Annotated in this window: 11 protein-coding genes; 6 read left to right on the top strand and 5 right to left on the bottom strand. The window is 73.4% G+C overall.

The window, feature by feature from the left end:
* The first annotated feature begins 100 nt into the window (after positions 1–100).
* On the top strand, positions 101–499 hold the full coding sequence (locus tag ABZ807_RS21350) for a hypothetical protein (RefSeq protein ID WP_357160559.1): 399 nt from the start codon (positions 101–103) through the stop codon (positions 497–499).
* A gap of 74 nt (positions 500–573) precedes the next feature.
* Here ABZ807_RS21350 and ABZ807_RS21345 read toward each other — a convergent pair whose 3' ends face one another.
* Entirely contained in the window at positions 574–1,242 is a 669-nt protein-coding gene (locus ABZ807_RS21345; protein WP_357160556.1) for a hypothetical protein, read from the bottom strand.
* 275 nt (positions 1,243–1,517) lie between these two features.
* On the opposite strand from ABZ807_RS21345, the gene ABZ807_RS21340 reads away from it, so the two are divergent.
* Complete coding sequence (locus ABZ807_RS21340; protein WP_357160553.1) at positions 1,518–2,102, top strand: copper resistance protein CopC; 585 nt, start codon at positions 1,518–1,520, stop codon at positions 2,100–2,102.
* 97 nt (positions 2,103–2,199) lie between these two features.
* Here the strand turns inward: ABZ807_RS21340 and gltX are convergent, their stop codons facing one another.
* From gltX to ABZ807_RS21325, 3 genes are read right to left on the bottom strand one after another with little or no spacing between them, the layout of a single operon-like run.
* Positions 2,200–3,609: a glutamate--tRNA ligase gene (gene gltX, locus ABZ807_RS21335; RefSeq protein ID WP_357160550.1), complete on the bottom strand. Its 1,410-nt coding sequence runs from the start codon at positions 3,607–3,609 to the stop codon at positions 2,200–2,202.
* A 54-nt stretch (positions 3,610–3,663) separates the two neighbouring features.
* On the bottom strand, positions 3,664–4,941 hold the full coding sequence (locus ABZ807_RS21330; RefSeq protein WP_357160546.1) for an MFS transporter: 1,278 nt from the start codon (positions 4,939–4,941) through the stop codon (positions 3,664–3,666).
* On the bottom strand, positions 4,938–6,248 hold the full coding sequence (locus tag ABZ807_RS21325; protein WP_357160776.1) for a GH1 family beta-glucosidase: 1,311 nt from the start codon (positions 6,246–6,248) through the stop codon (positions 4,938–4,940). The genes ABZ807_RS21330 and ABZ807_RS21325 overlap by 4 nt, the downstream gene beginning before the upstream one ends.
* Before the next feature lie 199 nt (positions 6,249–6,447).
* Between ABZ807_RS21325 and ABZ807_RS21320 the strand changes: the two genes are divergently transcribed.
* Positions 6,448–6,894, top strand: a complete 447-nt coding sequence (locus ABZ807_RS21320) for an SRPBCC family protein (RefSeq protein ID WP_357160544.1) — start codon at positions 6,448–6,450, stop codon at positions 6,892–6,894.
* 268 nt (positions 6,895–7,162) lie between these two features.
* Here ABZ807_RS21320 and aceE read toward each other — a convergent pair whose 3' ends face one another.
* On the bottom strand, positions 7,163–9,907 hold the full coding sequence (aceE, locus tag ABZ807_RS21315; protein ID WP_357160541.1) for a pyruvate dehydrogenase (acetyl-transferring), homodimeric type: 2,745 nt from the start codon (positions 9,905–9,907) through the stop codon (positions 7,163–7,165).
* Positions 9,908–10,112: 205 nt separating this feature from the next.
* Between aceE and ABZ807_RS21310 the strand changes: the two genes are divergently transcribed.
* From ABZ807_RS21310 to ABZ807_RS21300, 3 genes are all read left to right on the top strand, one after another.
* On the top strand, positions 10,113–10,517 hold the full coding sequence (locus ABZ807_RS21310) for a YjbQ family protein (RefSeq protein ID WP_357160538.1): 405 nt from the start codon (positions 10,113–10,115) through the stop codon (positions 10,515–10,517).
* A gap of 130 nt (positions 10,518–10,647) precedes the next feature.
* The gene (locus tag ABZ807_RS21305; protein ID WP_357160535.1) at positions 10,648–11,127 is read left to right on the top strand and encodes a MarR family transcriptional regulator; all 480 of its coding nucleotides are present in this window, start codon (positions 10,648–10,650) and stop codon (positions 11,125–11,127) included.
* Positions 11,128–11,178: 51 nt separating this feature from the next.
* Positions 11,179–13,713, top strand: coding sequence for a transketolase C-terminal domain-containing protein (locus ABZ807_RS21300; RefSeq protein WP_357160532.1), 2,535 nt, complete (start codon positions 11,179–11,181; stop codon positions 13,711–13,713).
* Positions 13,714–13,725 lie beyond the last annotated feature (12 nt).

Genomic DNA, 13,725 nt, shown 5'->3' with positions numbered 1-13,725 from the left:
CACCGGGTACGCGCTGCACGGGCGTCGGTGCCGGCCAGTACGGTGGCACTGCCGCCCGGGGCGACCTCCCGGCGCGCGACGCGAGCGTGAGGAGGCCGGGATGGCGCACGGGGAGGCCGAGCACGGCTGTGCCCAGGGCGAGCCCTGCCGGCTCGGCCACCACGAGCAGCAGGGGCCGCTGCGGCCCCACCGCCGGCTCGCGGCGGTGCCCTGCCCCACCGAGCAGGCCGGCCGGATGCCCGAGCGGGCCGACGAGGAGGTGGCGGTGCCCCGGCAGCGCCCCGCCGAGGCGGCCGCCCCGGAGGAGTCGACGCCCTGGCCGTGCGGCGTCGAGCCGGGCCCCCGCCCCCGGGCCGCCGAGCCGGTCGAGTCCGATCGGTCGACCCCCCAGGCCTGCCGCAGCGACCTGGCCGGCTGGGCCGGCGCGCACCGTCATGGCCCGGTCCGCCCCGCCCGCCGCCCCGACCGCCGGGAGCGACCTCCGCACCGCTGGTGCTGACCACCGGACGGCCGTCCGGCCGCTGGCGTGAGCAGGGGGGTCTCCGCCGCGCTGCTGGCCCGCCCGGCCCGGGCTCAGCGGGTACGGCGGCGGATCAGCAGCGCGATCCCGGCCAGCCCGGAGGTGATCACCAGCATCACCCCGGCGTTGAGCAGCAGCAGGCGCTGCAACTCGTCGATCGCCTCGTCGATGTCCTTGCCGGGGTTGACGGCGTCCTCCGGGATTACCCGCTCGCCGCCACCGACCCCGCCGCTGACCGTGTCGAACTGCTGCTCCAGTGGCACCCCGGCGGTCCGCAGGGTCTCCGACATGTTGAGCCGGCCGAGGAACCAGCCGGCGCTGGTCTTGCGGGCGTCCGGCTGCTTCGCCGGCCGGTAGGCCCGGGGCCCGCCCTTGGCGAGCGGGTAGAGGTCGAACGTCTGCTTCGGGACGTCGCCGGCGAGCACCACGATCGTGTACTTCGGACCGAGGTCGGCGGCCCGGGGACCGGTGGCGGCCCCGGTGCGGCCGAACCAGTTGACCTGGTCGATCATCGCGAGCACGTGGGCGGGCTGGCTGTCGGCGCGCAGCCGCAGCGGCTCGGTCAACCCGTCGCCGGCGATGTCCACCCCGGCCGGGGGTGGCTTCGGGGCGGCCCGTCCGGGGCCGGTTGCCCGCGCGGGGGCGGCCATCCCGATGCTGAGGACCGCCGCCGCCGTCACGGCGACGGCCACGCCGAGCAGCCGCCTCACCCTTCCGACCATCGCCGCCTCCTCGCCCCGTTCGATGGATGGCTGTGCTGCAGGTCACGCGTTGATCGGTCGATGGCGGTGCCCGTGCCCGCAGGCCGAGGGCCCCGCCTGAAAGACTCCGCAGAACGGCGTTCGGTTGCAGCTGCTGGACCACTTTGTGGAACTATCTGCGATCCGGACCCGACTAATGGTCAGCCGTTGATCAACGGGCGGATCGTACCTTTGCGGAGGGGTTCATGGGGGGCAGGATCGCACGTGTCGCGCGTACCTCGCTAGCGGTTGTGGGCGTGGCGCTCGGTGTGTCGTTGCTGCTGCCGGCGACGCCGGCAGCCGCGCACAACTCGTTGACCGGCAGCGACCCGGCCGACGGCGCCCGGGTGGCGGAGGCGCCGGCCCGGATCGAGCTGCGTTTCCTGTCCAAAGCCGACCCGGCTACGACGAAGATCACAGTGGTCGGGCCGGACAACGTGCCGGCCGCCGGTGGCGCGCCGAGCTTCACCGGGAGCCGGGTCGCCGTGCCGTTCAAGCCGGGCCGGGCCGGCCTCTACATCGTCGGCTACCAGCTCGCGTCGAGCGACGGCCATCCGGTGAAGGGGGAGGTGCGCTTCACCCTCACCACCGGCACCCCGGCCGACCCGGCGTCCGCGTCGCCGTCGGCCGGGCCCGCGTCGCCGTCGGCCGGGCCCGCGTCGCCGTCGGCCGGGCCCGTCTCGCCGTCGGCGGCGGCCGCGTCCACCACGGCCGGGCCGGTCGCCCCCGGCGCCAGCTCCGACGACGAGGGCACGCCGGTCTGGCCCTGGCTGCTCGCCGCCGGGCTCGTCGTGGCGGGACTCGCCGCCGCCCTGCTGCGCCGTCGCACCACCCGCGACTGACCGGTCCCGGGCCGCAGCGGCCCGGTCCGGATACGGCCCGGTCCAGATACGACGAAGGGCCCGCCGGTTCCCCCGGCGGGCCCTTCTCGCGTACCCGTCAGACCAGGCGGACCCGGGCGGCGCGCAACCGGGTCAGGGTGCGCTCCCGGCCGAGCACCTCCAGCGACTCGAACAGCGGCAGCCCGACGGTGCGGCCGGTGACCGCGACCCGGACCGGCGCCTGCGCCTTGCCCAGCTTCAGGCCGCGCTCCGCGCCCACCGCCTCCAGGGTCGCCTTCAGCGACTCGGCGTCCCAGGACTCCACCGCCTCGTACGCGGCGATCGCCGCGTCGAGCAGCTCGGCCGCGCCCTCCTTCATCGCCTTGGCCCAGGCGCCCTCGTCGATCAGCGGGTCGGCCAGGAACAGGAAGTCGACGTTCGGCACGATCTCGCTGAGCACCGCGATCCGGGTCTGGGCCAGCGGAGCCACCGCGGCGAACGCGTCGGGGTCGAACTCCGCCGGCTGCCACGGCGGCGGCGCGATCGTGTCGGTGCCGGTCAGCCAGGGCTGGCAGGCGGCGACGAACTCGTCGACCGGCAGCGCCCGGATGTAGTCGCCGTTGAACGCGCGCAGCTTCTTCTCGTCGAAGAAGGCGGGGGAGGGGTTGACCTCCTCCAGCCGGAACTCCTCCTCGATCACCGACCAGGGCACGATCTCCCGGTCGCCCGACGGCGCCCAGCCGAGCAGCATCAGGTAGTTGCGCATGGCGTCGGCGAGGTAACCCTCGTCCCGGTACGCCTCCAGGGCGACCTTGTCGCGGCGCTTGGAGAGCTTCTGCCGCTTCTCGTTGACCACCACCGGCACGTGGGCCCAGACCGGCGGCTTGACCCCGAGGGCGTCCCAGAGCAGCTGCTGCTTGGGGGTGTTGGGCAGGTGCTCCTCCGCCCGGACCACGTGGGTGATCCCCATGGTCATGTCGTCGACGACGTTGGCCAGCAGGAAGACCGGGGAGCCGTCGCCACGGGCGATGACGAAGTCCTCGATCAGCTTGTTCTCGAAGGTCGGCTCGCCGCGGATCAGGTCGACCACCACGGTCTCGCCCTCGTCCGGGGTGCGGAAGCGCAGCGCGCGCCCCTCGCCCGGCGTCAGGCCCCGGTCCCGGCAGAAGCCGTCGTAGCCCTGGTACTGCGAGCCGGTGCGGGCCTGCACGGCCTCCCGGGTGCAGTCGCAGTAGTACGCCCGGCCGGCCTCGTACAGCCGCTGGGCGGCGGCGCGGTGCTCCCCGGCGTACTGCGACTGGAAGTACGGGCCCTCGTAGCTGCCGCGCGCGATGCCGATCCACTCCAGCGCGGACAGGATGCCCTCGGTCCACTCGGGCTTGTTGCGTGCCGCGTCGGTGTCCTCGATGCGCAGCACGAAGACCCCGCCCTGCTGCTTGGCGTAGATCCAGTTCTGCAGCGCCGAGCGGGCGCCGCCGACGTGGAACATACCGGTCGGGGAAGGGGCGAAGCGCACACGTACCGTCACGTCCTCCAGCCTACGGCCGACCGCGACCCCATTCCCCCAGGGGTCCCGGCCGGGTCAGCGAACCGCGCGGATCTTGAGGACCAGGGCGCTGCCGAGCAGGGTGACCGCCGCCGTGACGGCGTAGAGCGTCGGGTAGCCGCCCAGATGGACCACGATCGGGGCGGAGATCGCGGGACCGAGCACCTGCGGCGCGGAGTTGGCGATGTTGATCACGCCGAGGTCCTTGGCGCGGTCGGTGGCGCGGGGCAGCACCTCGGTGATCAGTGCGGCATCCACCGACAGGTAGACGCCGTACCCGGCGCCGAGCAGCACCGCGGCGGCCACCGCCGTCGACCAGACCGGCGCGACGGCCAGCAGCAGCGCCGCCACCGCCATGATCACCCCGGCGGCGATCACGAAGACCTTGCGCCGGCCGGAGCGGTCGGAGAGCCGGCCGCCGACCACCGCCGTCAGCATCATCCCGACGGTGTAGAGCAGGATCAGCACCAGCAGCGCGCCCTCGGGGTCGGGGTGGCGCACCCCGTCGGTGAGGAAGTACAGCAGGTAGAGGGTGCCGAGCGCGTTGCCGATCTGGACCAGGAAACGGGTGATCCAGGCCCAGGCGAAGTCCGGGTGCCGGCCCGGGCTGATCCACATCGAGGCGGCCAGCGCGCGCCAGCGCAGCACCGGCCGGTGCGCCCGGGGCAGCGGGTCGTCGGCGGTGAGCAGCGCGAACGGCAGCGACAGCACCAGCACGGCCACGGCGATGGCCGCGTACCCGGCGATGGTGCCGCTGACCACGGCGGTGACCAGCACCGCGCCGACCACCAGGCCGAGGGCCTGCGGGATCCCCACCCAGCCGGAGACGCCGCCGCGCTGGGCGACCGGCACCCGGTCGGGGATGGCCGCGGTCAGGCTGGCCAGCATCGCGTTGAAGCAGACCTGGGCGGCCACCCAGCCCAGCGTCACCCCGGCGACGGTGTCCTGCCGGGCCAGCAGCAGCAGGGCGAGCGCGCCGAGCAGCGCACCGCCCGCCGTCCACACGTGCCGGCGGCCGAACTCCCGTCCGGCGACCCGCAGGCAGGTACGGTCCGACAACGCCCCGGCGAGCGGGTTGGCGAGCACCGCCGCGAGCGCGCCGATCCCGGTGACGACCGCCAGCATCGCCTCCTTGTCGCCCGGCGCGATCCGCTCGACCTGCTGCGGCAGCAGCACCTGGATCGGGGTGAAGAACGCCATCCAGACGCCGAGGTTGGCGGCGAAGATCAGCGCGATCCAGCCCCGCTTCACCGGGACGACCGGCTCGGCCAGCGCCGCCGGCAGCGAGGCCCGCGTCGGGTCGATCGTGGTCACCGCCGGACGACCCGGTCCCGGTACCAGGCGTACGAGGACTTGGGGGTGCGGACCTGGGTGTCGAAGTCCACGTGCACCAGGCCGAAGCGTTTGGTGAACCCCTCCGCCCACTCCCAGTTGTCCAGCAGCGACCAGACGAAGTAGCCGGTGACGTCGACGCCGTCGTCGATCGCCGCCCGGACCGCCCGCAGGTGCCCGTCGAGGTACGCGATCCGTTCCGCGTCGGGCACCCGTCCGTCGGCGTCGGGTACGTCGTCGTAGGCGCAGCCGCTCTCGGTGACCTGGATCGGGGGCAGTGCCTCGCGGTAGGTGTCGCGCAGCCAGGTGAGCAGCTCGCGCAGCCCCTCGGGGACCACCGGCCAGTCGAAGGCGGTCCGCGGGTAGCCGTTTAGCGGCACCAGCTCGAAGGGGAGCGGGGCGCCCTCCTCCGGTGCGCGGATCCCGGTCGGGTTGTAGTAGTTCACCCCGAGTACGTCGATCGGCGCGGCGATCACGTCCAGGTCCCCGTCGCGCACCGGGGCGGCGTCGAAGCCGGGCGGGTAGCCCCGGCCGAGCAGCGGGTCGGTGAAGAGGCGGTTGTGCAGCGCCTCGTACGCCGCTCCGGCGGCCCGGTCGGCGTCGGTGTCGCCGAGCAGCCACACCGGCGAGTAGTTGTTGGCGATGGCGACGGGGCTGGTGGTGCGGGCGCGCAGCGCGGCGACCGCGAGGCCGTGCCCGAGCAGCTGGTGGTGGGCGACCGGCAGGGCGTCGAGGAGCAGGAACCGGCCCGGCGCGTGCACGCCCGTGCCGTGGCCGAGGCTCATGTGGATGAACGGCTCGTTGAGGGTGATCCAGAGCTTCACCCGGTCGCCGAGGCGGGCGGCGACCAGGTCGGCGTACGCGGCGAAGCGGTGCGCGGTGTCCCGGTTCAGCCAGCCGCCGGCGTCCTCCACCGGCTGCGGCAGGTCCCAGTGGAACAGCGTGGCCACCGGGTCGATGCCGGCGGCGAGCAGGTCGTCCACGAGCCGGTCGTAGAAGTCCAGGCCGGCGGGGTTGGCCGCCCCGGTGCCGCCGGGCTGCACCCGGGGCCAGGCGAGGGAGAACCGGTACGCCGAGACACCGAGCCCGGCCAGCAGCGCGACGTCCTCCCGGTGCCGGTGGTAGTGGTCGCAGGTGACGTCGCCGGTGCTGCCGTCGGCGATCCGCCCAGGGGTGTGCGCGAAGGTGTCCCAGATGGACGGCCCGCGCCCGTCGGCGTCGGCGCCGCCCTCGATCTGGTACGCGGAGGTGGAGACCCCCCAGCGGAAGCCGGCGGGGAACGCGGGCATCGGCGCGGTCGTCACAGTCGCCCTCCCAAACATGAAGCGTGCTCGGGACTCTAGGGTGCCGGGCCCGGAAGCGCCATAGGCCCGCGACGATGCCAGTGCAAGGGTTTCCGGCGTGTCTTTTCCGAACCCGTCCGGGTAAGTCCGAATTTGCGCATACAGTGCGGAATATCGCGGATGTCCTCAGTGGGGGAAGACAGAAATGATCCTCGTGGAACGCAGTGCGCACGTGATGGCGTCGATGGAAGCGGTCTGGGACGTCGTGCAGCGGGCAGAGCAGTTGCCGGCCTGGCTGGCGGGGGTCCGCGCGGCCGAGGTCCTCTCCGGGGAGGGCTTCGGCCGGCGACAGCTGGTCCAGGCTGGGCGCGGCGCGGCGCACGAGGCCGAGGTGATCGCCTACCAGGAGCCGACCCTGATCGGGTGGCGGGAACGGGCCAGGGGCGCCGGCTCCCGGGCCGAGGCGCGCACCGAGATCTACGTCCAGCTCACTCCCGACGAGGAGCAGGGCGGGACGATCGTGCGGCTCATCGTCGTACGCTGGCCGGCCGGTCCGGTCAAGGCGGCCCTGCTCCGGCTCGGGCTGCGTCGGGTCGGCGCCGACCTGGAGGACTCGCTGGCCCGACTCACCGACCTGGCCGCCGTCGGTTGAGACGGCCGCGTCCTGCGGCGTCACCCGCGACGGCGGTGGCCCGGCGTCCCCGCCAGGGGCTCCGGACCACCGCCGGTTCCGTGCCTCACGCCGGCCCGGCCCGCGTCGCACCCGCGCGCGGCCGTCGGCCTGCGCGGAGATCGACTCCTCGTCGGCGCCATGGCGCCATCGGCGGGCCCGGGACCCCGAGGCCTCGGCGACCTGGCGTCGGCCCGGAACGACAGAGGGCCCGGCGCGTGGTGCGCCGGGCCCCTCGTCGTACGCGGGACTAGCTGTCGCCGCCGGTCTCGCCGACCGGGGCGGCGGTGACGTCCTCGATGGCGTACTTCTTGGCCGCCTCGGCCGGCACGGTCGCCGGTACCGCGCCGCGCCGCGCGAGCTGCCGCAGCGCCGCGACCGCCACCGACTCGGCGTCGACGTGGAAGTGCCGCCGCAGCGCGTGCCGGGTGTCCGACATGCCGAAGCCGTCGGTGCCGAGCGAGGTGTAGTCGCCGGGCACCCAGCGGGCGATCAGGTCCGGCACCGCGCGCATCCAGTCGCTGACCGCGACCTTCGGCCCGTCGGCGTCGGCCAGCTTCTGCTGGATGTACGGCACCCGCGGCTCACCGCCCGGGTTGAGCAGGTTGTGCTCCTCGCACTCGACCGCGTCGCGGCGCAGCTCGGTCCAGGAGGTCACCGACCAGACGTCGGCGGCCACCCCCCAGTCCTGGGCGAGCAGCTGCTGCGCCCTGAGCGCCCACTGCATGCCGGTGCCGGAGGCCAGGATGTTGGCCTTCGGCGCGTCCCCGCCCACCTGCGGCGCCGGGGAGTAGCGGTAGATGCCCTTGAGCAGGCCCTCCACGTCCACGCCCGCCGGCTCGGCCGGCTGGAGGATCGGCTCGTTGTAGACCGTCAGGTAGTAGAAGACGTTCTCCTGCGCGTCCCCGTACATCCGGTGCAGGCCGTTCTCCATGATGTGCGCGATCTCGAACGAGAACGCCGGGTCGTACGCGACCACCGCCGGGTTGGTGGCGGCGATCAGCATGGAGTGCCCGTCCTCGTGCTGCAGACCCTCGCCGTTGAGCGTGGTCCGGCCGGCGGTCGCGCCGAGCAGGAAGCCCCGCGCCATCTGGTCGGCGGCCGCCCACAGCCCGTCGGCGGTGCGCTGGAACCCGAACATCGAGTAGAAGATGTACATCGGGATCATCGGCTCGTCGTGGGTGGCGTACGACGAGCCGGCCGCGGTGAACGAGGCGACCGAGCCGGCCTCGTTGATCCCCTCGTGCAGGATCTGCCCGGCGGTCGACTCCTTGTACGACAGGAACAGGTCCCGGTCGACCGAGGTGTACCGCTGGCCGTGCGGGGAGTAGATCTTCGCGGTCGGGAAGATCGAGTCCAGGCCGAAGGTGCGGGCCTCGTCCGGGATGATCGGCACCCAGCGCTTGCCGAACTCCTTGTCCTTCATCACGTCCTTGAGCAGGCGGACGAAGGCCATCGTGGTGGCCACCTTCTGCTTGCCGGAGCCGCGCTTGACGTCGGCGAACCGCTCCGGGCCGGGGATGGTCAGCCGCTTGGTGCTGGTCCGCCGGGTCGGCAGGTAGCCGCCGAGCTGCTGGCGCCGCTCCTTGAGGTACGCGATCTCGTCGGAGTTCTCACCCGGGGTGTAGTACGGCGGCAGGTAGGGGTTGTCCTCCAGCGCCTTGTCCGGGATGTCGAGGTAGAGGCGGTCGCGGAAGGTCTTCAGGTCCTCCAGCGTCAGCTTCTTCATCTGGTGGGTGGCGTTGCGGGCCTCGAAGTGCGAGCCGAGCGTCCAGCCCTTGATCGTCTTGGCCAGGATGACCGTCGGCTGGCCGGTGTGCTCGGTCGCCGCCTTGTACGCCGCGTAGAGCTTGCGGTAGTCGTGGCCACCCCGCTTGAGGTTCCAGATCTCGTCGTCCGACAGGTGCTCGACCATCTTGCGGGTCCGCGGGTCGCGGCCGAAGAAGTGCTCCCGCACGTACGCCCCGGACTCCGCCTTGTAGGTCTGGTAGTCGCCGTCGGGCGTGGTGTTCATCAGGTTCACCAGCGCGCCGTCGGTGTCCGCGGTGAGCAGCGGGTCCCACTCCCGGCCCCAGACCACCTTGATCACGTTCCAGCCGGCGCCCCGGAAGAAAGCCTCCAGCTCCTGCATGACCTTGCCGTTGCCGCGGACCGGGCCGTCCAGCCGCTGCAGGTTGCAGTTGATCACGAAGGTGAGGTTGTCCAGCTCCTCACGGGCGGCCACGCCGATCGCGCCGAGGGTCTCCGGCTCGTCCATCTCGCCGTCGCCGAGGAACGCCCAGACGTGCTGCTGGGAGGTGTCCTTGATGCCCCGGTGCTGCAGGTACCGGTTGAACCGGGCCTGGTAGATGGCGTTCAGGCCGCCGAGCCCCATCGAGACGGTGGGGAACTCCCAGAAGTCCGGCATCAGCCGCGGGTGCGGGTACGACGGCAGCCCACCGCCCGGGTGGGACAGCTCCTGGCGGAACCCGTCGAGCTGGTGCTCGCTCAGCCGCCCCTCCAGGAACGCCCGCGCGTACATGCCGGGCGAGGCGTGGCCCTGGTAGAAGATGTGGTCGCCGCCGCCCGGGTGGTTCTTGCCCTTGAAGAAGTGGTTGAAGCCCACCTCGTAGAGCGACGCGGAGCTGGCGAAGGTGGAGATGTGCCCGCCGACGCCGATCTCCGGGCGCTGCGCCCGGTGCACCAGCATCGCCGCGTTCCACCGGACGTACGCCCGGATCCGCCGCTCGACGTGCTCGTCGCCCGGGAACCACGGCTCGCGCTCCGGCGCGATGGTGTTGATGTAGTCGGTGGTGGTCAGGGACGGCACCCCGACCTGGCGCTCACGGGCCCGCTCCAGCAGGCGAAGCATGACGTAGCGGGCGCGCTTTGTCCCGCGCTCGTCGATGACACCGTCGAGCGACTCGACCCATTCGGCGGTCTCTTCAGGGTCGGTGTCCGGAAGCTGGCTCGGCAGACCAGCGGTGATCACCGGGCGCTTGCGTTCCGTAGCCACAGGCGTTCCCTCGGTTGTGTGTGGGATAGGTCTCTAGCGCCATCCTGCCCCCTGGTGGCACCCCTCGTCACCTCTAGCTCCCCCAGACGCGACGCTGAACACAGGTACCCGCCGGTAACTTTGCGCGACGCTCGGATGGGCTAGGTGGCGCCGGAGACGGCGGCAGTGGCGGTGGTTGCTGAGCTGGTGCGGCAGAATGCGGCGTATGCGCAGTGAGGTGATCACCGTCCGGACCGGATCCCGGCCGACCGTCCAGGACATCACCACCGAGGCCGAGCGGTTCGTCGCCGGCCAGGGCGACGGGCTGCTGCACGTCTTCGTGCCGCACGCCACCGCCGGCCTGGCGATCATCGAGACCGGTTCCGGTTCCGACGACGACCTGCTGCGGGCGATCGACGACCTGCTCCCCACCGACGACCGCTGGCGGCACCGGCACGGCTCGCCCGGCCACGGGCGCGACCACGTGCTCCCCGCATTCGTCCCCCCGTACGCGACCCTGCCGGTCCTCGACGGCCGCCTCCAGCTGGGCACCTGGCAGGCGCTCACCCTGGTCGACCCCAACGGCGACAACCCCACCCGTCAGGTCCGCTTCTCCTTCCTCCCCGCCTGACCCTCGTCGGCCTGGGCGCGTGGGCGGCGGCGCTGGCGGAGTCGGTCACGGTGGATCCGCTCGATCGCAGATACGTGAGCTTGTCAATAGTGGAGCTGCTCGACTATTGGCCGCAAGTACGATGTGAGACATGACGCAGAGCACCGTCCCCGCCGGGCCCGACCTGGGCGATCGCTCCGGGTTGGCCGGCGACGCGGTGCGCCGGATCATGCACATCGCCGCGGCGATGCGGCACTACCAGGATGTCGAGGTCGCCGAGCTGGGGCTGACCCCGGCGGCGGCCCGGGCGCTGCACCAGCTCGACCCGGAACGGCCGCTGCCCGCCCGCGACCTCGCCGAGCAGCTGCGCTGCGACCGGTCCAACGTGACCGCCCTGGTGGACAAGCTGGAGCAGGCCGGCCTGGTCGAACGCCGGGTCGACCCGGCCGACCGGCGGCAGAAGACGCTGCTGGTGACCGAGGCCGGCCGCCGGATGCGTGAGCGGGTGCACCGGGTGATGAGCGACTCCCGGCTGCTCGCCGGCCTGAGCACCGAGGAGTTGGCCACCCTGCGCGAGCTGGTCTGGAAGGTCTCCGACGGCGGCTGCCCGGAGCAGTGCGGCCCGGAGTGAGCCCGGCCGGGCGGATCGTGTCTGAGTGGGCGGCCCTGGCCTCCGTCGGTAATGCTGATCGACGTGACCACCCCGCAGGACCTCGACGACCGATTCCGGGAGAGCCTGGGCGCGCTGCCCGAGCCCGAGCGGCGACGTGACCCGGCAGAGCCGGTCCGCGAGGGTGCCGCGCTGACCGGGCGGCAGCTGCTCGCCCTCTTCGACGCCCAGGTCACCAGCCGCCAGCTCGACCTGGCCGGGCGCTGGCTGCGCAGCTTCGGGGAGGGCTTCTACACCATCGGCTCGGCTGGGCACGAGGCCAACGCCGCGGTCGCCGCCGCGCTGCGCCCCACCGATCCGGCGCTGCTGCACTACCGCTCCGGCGCCTTCTACTGCGCCCGCGCCGCCCGGGCCGCCGGCCAGTTTCCCGCCGCGGGCGCCGACGACGGTACGCCCACCGCCGGCGCTCCCGGCCCCGCCGATTCCCCGGGTGACGGCGCCGTGCCCGTCAGGCTCCCCGACGCCTCCGGTGACGGCACCGACTCCGCCGGGGTCACCGACGCCTCCGGCGACGGTGCGGACCCCGTCAGCGACGACGCCGCTCCCGGCGTCGGCGCCTCCTCCGGCGACGCGGCCACCGGTGAGGGCCGGCCGGACGCGTACGCCGACGCCGCGCGGGACGTGCTGCGCGGGATGGTCGCCTCGGCGCGGGAGCCGATCGCCGGGGGCCGGCACAAGGTTTTCGGCCGGGCCGACCTGGCCGTCGTGCCCACCACCTCCACGATCGCCTCACACCTGCCCCGGGCGGTCGGGCTGGGCCTGGCCCTGGAGCGGTTGCGTCGGGTGGGGACCGCCGGCCGGCGGGGCGGCGCCGACGCCCCGCGCTCGCCGTGGCCGCGGGACGCCATCGTGGTCTGCTCCTTCGGCGACGCCTCGGTCAACCACGCCAGCGCCACCGCCGCGCTGAACACCGCCGGCTGGTACGACCACACCGGGCTACGGATCCCGGTGCTCTTCGTCTGCGAGGACAACGGGCTGGGCATCAGCGTCCGCTCTCCGGAGGGCTGGGTCGAGCGGAGCCTGCGGGCCCGGCCCGGCCTGCGCTACTTCTCGACCGACGGGACGGACCCCGTCGGCACGTACGCGGCGGCGGTTGAGGCGGCTGCCTGGGTGCGCCGGCACCGGCGCCCCGCGGTGCTGCACCTGCGCACCGTACGGCTGATGGGTCACGCCGGTGCCGACGCGGAGACCGCCTACCGCGGCACCGCCGAGATCGCCGCCGACGAGGCGCGCGACCCGGTGCTGGCCACCGCGCGGCTGCTGGTGGGCGCCGGGTTGGCCACCGGCGAGGAGCTGCTGTCCCGGTACGACGAGCGCGGCTGGCAGATCCGCCGGATCGCCGAGGAGGTGCTCGACGAGCCGAAGCTCGTTACGGCGGCGGAGGTGGTCGCTCCGCTCGCCCCGCGCCGGCCGCTGCGGATCTCCACGGCGGTGGCGGAGGCGGCGGCCCGGGCCGCCGGGCCCGGCACGGGCGCCCGTGCCGAGGCGTTCGGCGGGAAGCCACCGGAGCTGGCCGGCCCGCTCACCCTGGCGCAGAGCATCAACGCCGCCCTCGCCGACGGGATGCTCGACCACCCGGGGCTGGCGGTGTTCGGCGAGGACGTCGCCGCCAAGGGCGGGGTGTATGGGGTGACCAAGGGGCTGCGCGAGAAGTTCGGTCCGGCCCGGGTGTTCGACACGCTGCTCGACGAGACCTCGGTGCTGGGGCTGGGCCTCGGGGCCGGGCTGGCCGGGCTGCTGCCGGTGCCGGAGATCCAGTACCTGGCGTACCTGCACAACGCCGAGGACCAGCTGCGCGGCGAGGCGGCCACCATGCAGTTCTTCTCGCGGGGGGCGTTCCGCAACCCGATGGTGGTGCGGGTGCCGGGGCTGGCGTACCAGGAGGGGTTCGGTGGGCACTTCCACAACGACAACTCGGTGGCCGTACTCCGGGACGTGCCCGGCCTGGTGATCGCGGTGCCGGCGCGGCCGGACGACGCCGCGCCGCTGCTGCGCACCTGCCTGGCCGCCGCGGCGGTGGACGGCAGTGTCTGCGTCTTCCTGGAGCCGATCGCGCTCTACCACACCCGCGACCTGTACGAACCGGGCGACGGCGAGTGGCTGGGGGAGTACGCGGCGCCCGGCGCGTGGGCGTCCGGGCACGTGCCGATCGGCCGCGCCCGGGTCTATGGCGTCGGCTCGGCCAGCGACGTCACGATCCTCACCTTCGGTAACGGGGTGCGGATGTCGCTGCGGGCCGCCGCTACCCTCGCCGACGAGGGGATCGGGACCCGGGTGGTGGACCTGCGCTGGCTGGCCCCGCTGCCGGTGGCGGACATCATCCGGGAGGCGTCGGCGACCGGCCGGGTGCTGGTGGTGGACGAGACGCGCCGGTCCGGCGGGGTCGGCGAGGGGATCATCGCGGCGCTGGTCGACGCCGGATATGTGGGTGCCGCGCGGCGAGTGGCCGGAGTTGACTCTTTTGTACCATTAGGTCCGGCGGCGCGTCAGGTTCTGGTCTCCGAGGAAGCCATTACCCAGGGTGCCCGTACGCTGCTGGCACGGTAAATTCCGTTCCAC

The sequence above is a fragment of the Micromonospora sp. NPDC047548 genome (genome assembly GCF_040642975.1).
Lineage (GTDB): Bacteria > Actinomycetota > Actinomycetes > Mycobacteriales > Micromonosporaceae > Micromonospora.
Note: the sequence above shows the minus strand (reverse complement) of the source record. Positions and strands in the feature narration are given on the sequence as shown.

Coding starts and splice junctions, on each gene's coding strand:
- ABZ807_RS21350 (WP_357160559.1), top strand. CDS start 101: ATGGCGCACGGGGAGGCCGAGCACGGCTGTGCCCAGGGCGAGCCCTGC.
- ABZ807_RS21345 (WP_357160556.1), bottom strand. CDS start 1,242: ATGGTCGGAAGGGTGAGGCGGCTGCTCGGCGTGGCCGTCGCCGTGACG.
- ABZ807_RS21325 (WP_357160776.1), bottom strand. CDS start 6,248: ATGCCCGCGTTCCCCGCCGGCTTCCGCTGGGGGGTCTCCACCTCCGCG.
- ABZ807_RS21320 (WP_357160544.1), top strand. CDS start 6,448: ATGATCCTCGTGGAACGCAGTGCGCACGTGATGGCGTCGATGGAAGCG.
- ABZ807_RS21310 (WP_357160538.1), top strand. CDS start 10,113: ATGCGCAGTGAGGTGATCACCGTCCGGACCGGATCCCGGCCGACCGTC.
- ABZ807_RS21305 (WP_357160535.1), top strand. CDS start 10,648: ATGACGCAGAGCACCGTCCCCGCCGGGCCCGACCTGGGCGATCGCTCC.
- ABZ807_RS21300 (WP_357160532.1), top strand. CDS start 11,179: ATGCTGATCGACGTGACCACCCCGCAGGACCTCGACGACCGATTCCGG.